Annotated in this window: 1 protein-coding gene; it reads left to right on the top strand. The window is 66.5% G+C overall.

Features of this window, described 5'->3' with window-relative positions; translation table 11 throughout:
- Positions 1–9: 9 nt before the first annotated feature.
- The coding region (locus OQ02_RS39970) for a rhamnogalacturonan lyase family protein (protein ID WP_033443895.1) at positions 10–206 on the top strand (197 nt) is incomplete at its 3' end.

The raw sequence follows: 206 nt of genomic DNA, 5'->3' as shown, positions 1-206 counted from the left end.
GAGGTCGCGATGAAGACCGCGGACGGCACGCGTGACGGCCGGGGCACGGTGATCGGGAGTTCGAGCGCCGATTACCGCAATTCCGGTGGCTACGTCCTGTCCGGTCCGGAGTTCCTGACGATGTTCAACGGTCAGACCGGTGCGGCGATGTCGACGGTGAACTACGACCCGCCGCGCGGGACGGTGTCGTCGTGGGGTGACAGCTA

This window comes from Saccharothrix sp. NRRL B-16314, from assembly GCF_000716595.1.
Taxonomy (GTDB): Bacteria; Actinomycetota; Actinomycetes; order Mycobacteriales; family Pseudonocardiaceae; genus Actinosynnema.
This window is presented reverse-complemented; position numbering and strand designations above follow the sequence as displayed.